This window comes from Mesorhizobium silamurunense, assembly GCF_014843825.1.
Lineage (GTDB): Bacteria > Pseudomonadota > Alphaproteobacteria > Rhizobiales > Rhizobiaceae > Mesorhizobium > Mesorhizobium silamurunense.
In genome coordinates, this window is sequence record NZ_JHQR01000096.1 from 1 (window position 1) to 3958 (window position 3958).

Here is a 3958-nt window from a genome sequence, read left to right on the forward strand (position 1 = left end):
GCGCCAGCGGCGCCGGCGGCATGGTCGGCAGCCAGACGCTCGACCTCGAAGCCGAGCGCAAGCGCCCGGACGAAGCCGGTATCATCCGCCTGCAGGCGATGAAGACCGGCGCGTTGATTCGCTTCGCCTGCGAAGCCGGCGCCATCGTCGCCGGAGCGGCGCCCGCCGATCGTGAAACACTGGCGGAATTCGGCTCGGCGATCGGCCTTGCCTTCCAGCTCGCCGACGACCTGCTCGACCTCACCGCCGATGCTGAGCAGATGGGCAAGGCGACGAAGAAGGATGCCGCCGCCGGCAAGGCGACGCTTGCCGCCCTGCATGGCACCGACTGGGCGCGCGAACAGCTCCACGGCCTCATCGACCAGGCGCATGCGCTGCTGGAGCCTTATGGCGAGCAGGCGGATATGCTGAAGGCGGCTGCGACTTTCGTGGCAACGCGCAACAGCTGAGTGTCAAGCGTAGGCGACGGTGGTTACCCCGGTCGGCACCGTTCCGGTCTCTAAAGCCTTGCCTCGGCGAAAATGCGGGATGCCCACTCCAGGAAGGCGCGTAGCCGTGGAGCGAGCTGCCGGTTCTGCGGATAGAGCGCGAACAACGGCGTGGGAGTCGGCGGAAAATCCTTGAGCACCTCGACCAGTGTCCCGTCCGCCAGATCCTTTTCGAGTCGATAGCGTGGCGCCTGCAGAAGCCCAAAGCCCAACCGCGCCAACTCCGCCGCCGTATCCGAATTGTTGACCCTCACCCGGCCCGGCAACGCAATCCGATGCACCTTGGCGCCGATCGTGAACTCCAGCGGCAGGACCTCGCCGGTGCGCGAGGAGACGAAACCGATGGCCTGGTGGCCTTCCAGCGCCTCGGGTGATGCCGGCACCCCGTGGCGCGTCAGATAGGCTGGGCTCGCGCAGGTGACTTCGCCAATCATCGCCAACCGCCGCATGATCATGCCGCTGTCCTGCGGTTGGCCGGCGCGAATGACGCAATCGACGCCTTCGCGCACCAGGTCGACCAGCCGGTCGCCCTGGCCGATATGGAGATCGATCTCAGGATAGCGTTCGAGGAACGCAGGCAACTGCGGCAGCAGGAATCTTTGCGTGAGCAGCGGATGCGCATCGATGCGAAGCAGGCCGCGCGGTTCGGCGCTGCGGAACCCGGCCTCGGCATCCTCCACTTCGCCGAGGATTGAAAGGCAGCGCTCGTAATAGGCCTGCCCATCGAGCGTTGTGGCGACGTGACGCGTGGTCCTGTCCAGCAGCCTTGTTCCGAGATGGTCTTCCAGCTGCTTGATCGCTTCGGTCGCAGTCGAGCGCGGCAGGCCGAGATCGGCTGCTGCCGCGGTGAAATTGCGCCGCTCCACCACGCGAACGAACAGCCGCATCCTGTCGAGTCGATCCATATTTCGATTGTTCGCTCTATCCGAATACTGCTGTCAATAGCGGGCTGATTATCCGGGAGGTGCGACCGTCTATATCCGCTCGACAACAACGAACGGAGATCAATCATGCAGAAGACAAGAACGGCGATCGTGACCGGCGCGTCGAGGGGCATTGGCGCGGCGATCGCCAAACGGCTCGCCCAGGGCGGCCTTGCCGTCGTCATCAACTATGCGCGCGGCAAGGACGCCGCCGAGGAGGTCGTTTCCGCCATCGAAGCCGCCGGCGGTACCGCTCTCGCGGTCCAGGCCGATATCGGAGAACCGGGCGCCATGGGCACTTTGTTCGATGCGGCTGAAAGAGCCTTCGGCGGGGTCGACATTCTCGTCAACAACGCCGGCATGATGAAGCTGTCGCCAATTGCGGAGACCGACGACGCCCAGTTCGAACGCCAGCTAGCCATCAATCTCGGCGGGACGTTCCGGGGCATGCGCGAAAGCGCCCGGCGCCTGAACGAGGGCGGACGCATCATCAACTTCTCTTCCAGCGTGGTGGGCTTCTACCAGCCTGCCTACGGCGTGTACGCCGCAACCAAGGCTGGCGTCGAAGCCATGACGCGTATTCTGGCCAAGGAACTCGGCCCGCGCCGCATCACGGTCAATGCCGTCGCGCCAGGTCCGGTCGAAACGGATCTCTTCACGGACGGCAAGAGCGCCGCGCAGATCGAGGCGATAACGAAACTCATTCCGCTCGGTCGCCTTGGCCAACCCGACGACATAGCCGGGCTGGTCGCCTTCCTCGCCGGTCCGGACAGCCAATGGGTCAACGGCCAGGTCATCCGCGCCAATGGCGGTGCTATCTAGGAGGCGAATGTGCAGCAGACAATCCTCATCACCGGCGCGTCGAGCGGCTTTGGTGCCATGACGGCGAAGGCGCTCGCCAGAGCCGGTCACCGGGTCTATGCCTCGATGCGCGATCCGCAGGCGCGTGGCGGCGCCGCGGCCGCCGAAATGGAAAGGCTGGCGCGCGACGAGAAATTGGCGCTTGGCGCCATCGCGCTCGACGTGCTGTCGGAACCGTCGATCGAGGCTGCCGTCAAAACCATCCTCACGGAAGCCGGCAGGATCGACGTCGTCATCCATAATGCCGGCCATATGGTGTTCGGACCGACCGAAGCCTTCACGCCGGAGCAACTGGCGGCGCTCTACGACGTCAATGTCATCGGCACCCAGCGCGTCAACCGGGCAGTCCTTCCCAACATGCGCTCGCTCGGCCAGGCCCTCATGATATGGATCGGATCGACCAGCACGCGTGGCGGGACGCCTCCGTTTCTCGCGCCTTACTTCGCCGCCAAGGCGGGCTTGGATTCGCTGGCACAAAGCTACGCGCTGGAACTTGCCCGTTTCGGCATCGAGACGAGCATCGTGGTGCCGGGCGCCTTCACCAAGGGCACTGAGCATTTCGCCCATTCAGGCAAGCCCGCCGACGCCGAGCGTGCGGCCGCCTATTGGTCTGGACCTTATGCCGGCGTGGATGATCAGGCACTCAAAGGTCTTGCCGGGCTGGAACCCGCCGATGCCGATCCCTCGGAAGTCGCTCGTGCCATCGTCGATCTCGTCGCCATGCCGCATGGTCGCCGGCCGTTCCGTGTCCATATCGATCCGTCCGATGACGGCGCGACCATCGTCAATGGCGTCGCCGACCGCGTCCGGGCGCAGCTTCTGGAGCGCATTGGCCTCGTCGACCTTCTCCATCCAGCACTGTGAAATCCAATCCGAAAGGAACCCCGGAAATGCCCTTTGCCAACTTCAAGACGCCCGAAGCCGCCCTCACAAAAGCGCAGAAGGAAGACCTCGTCCACAGGACCACGCAGATGTTCGTCGACTATTTCGGCGAGGGTGTGCGTCCCTACACCATGGTGCTGATCGAAGAAGTTCCCGATGGAGGCTACGGCCGCGCCGACGAAGTCTTCATTCTTCCCGACGCCTATCGGGCGAAGGATGCTGCCTGATTTGAACAAGGCGAGCCGCTCGTTGCGCGGCTCGCTTTTCCGAGCGAATGCAATGGTCTATTTTTGATTCGCGGACACGACGTTCTCGGTTGATCCGCCCCAAACCGCAAGATCGGTCGAGCACGTTACGGCTATGAGCGACTAGCTGATGCCGCCAGTGGCGATCATGGAGCACTGGGGCGACCGGGCGACGCTCGGGAACACCATCCAGCGGTTCATCGCCTGGCGCAAGGCCGCCGGTTTGCCGCCCGAGACAAGCCCGACCTTCACCGTCTTCCGTTCCGAGAGGAATCCCGCGGTCCCGGCCGAATACAGCATCGACATCTGTGTCGGGACCAGCCGATCGAGGCGAATGACGAGCAGATGAAGGCGGGTGTGATCCCCGGCGGACGCTGCGCGGTGCTACGCGTCAACGGCGCTTCCCACAATCTGGAGCCCGCCGCGCTCTATCTCTATCATGATTGGCGCTACATTTGTGGCGATGCGCAACAGCGGACCGCGTGGCGAATTCAGGCCGCCATTCGCCACCAGTTCTCCAGTGACCGCAGTGGGCCGAAGAACGAACCCGCTGCGCGGG

The 3958-nt window shown here is 64.3% G+C and carries 5 protein-coding genes and 1 pseudogene; 5 read left to right on the top strand and 1 reads right to left on the bottom strand.

Annotated features, from left to right (window positions below; translation table 11 throughout):
- Positions 1 to 449 (top strand): polyprenyl synthetase family protein (locus DH10_RS11480; protein WP_192384742.1); only part of this gene is annotated, 449 nt, incomplete at its 5' end.
- 50 nt (positions 450 to 499) lie between these two features.
- Here DH10_RS11480 and DH10_RS11485 read toward each other — a convergent pair.
- Positions 500 to 1393, bottom strand: coding sequence for a LysR family transcriptional regulator (locus tag DH10_RS11485; RefSeq protein WP_192257574.1), 894 nt, complete (start codon positions 1391 to 1393; stop codon positions 500 to 502).
- Positions 1394 to 1498: 105 nt separating this feature from the next.
- Here DH10_RS11485 and DH10_RS11490 point away from each other — a divergent pair, with 105 nt between their 5' ends.
- The 4 genes and pseudogenes from DH10_RS11490 to DH10_RS11505 form a co-directional block, all read left to right on the top strand.
- Positions 1499 to 2233, top strand: a complete 735-nt coding sequence (locus DH10_RS11490; protein WP_192257572.1) for an SDR family oxidoreductase — start codon at positions 1499 to 1501, stop codon at positions 2231 to 2233.
- A 57-nt stretch (positions 2234 to 2290) separates the two neighbouring features.
- Positions 2291 to 3136: an SDR family oxidoreductase gene (locus tag DH10_RS11495; protein ID WP_210325387.1), complete on the top strand. Its 846-nt coding sequence runs from the start codon at positions 2291 to 2293 to the stop codon at positions 3134 to 3136.
- A 26-nt stretch (positions 3137 to 3162) separates the two neighbouring features.
- Positions 3163 to 3381, top strand: coding sequence for a tautomerase family protein (locus tag DH10_RS11500; RefSeq protein WP_192257568.1), 219 nt, complete (start codon positions 3163 to 3165; stop codon positions 3379 to 3381).
- A gap of 154 nt (positions 3382 to 3535) precedes the next feature.
- Positions 3536 to 3864, top strand: a pseudogene (locus tag DH10_RS11505) (AraC family transcriptional regulator); the annotation flags it as partial.
- Positions 3865 to 3958: the final 94 nt, after the last annotated feature.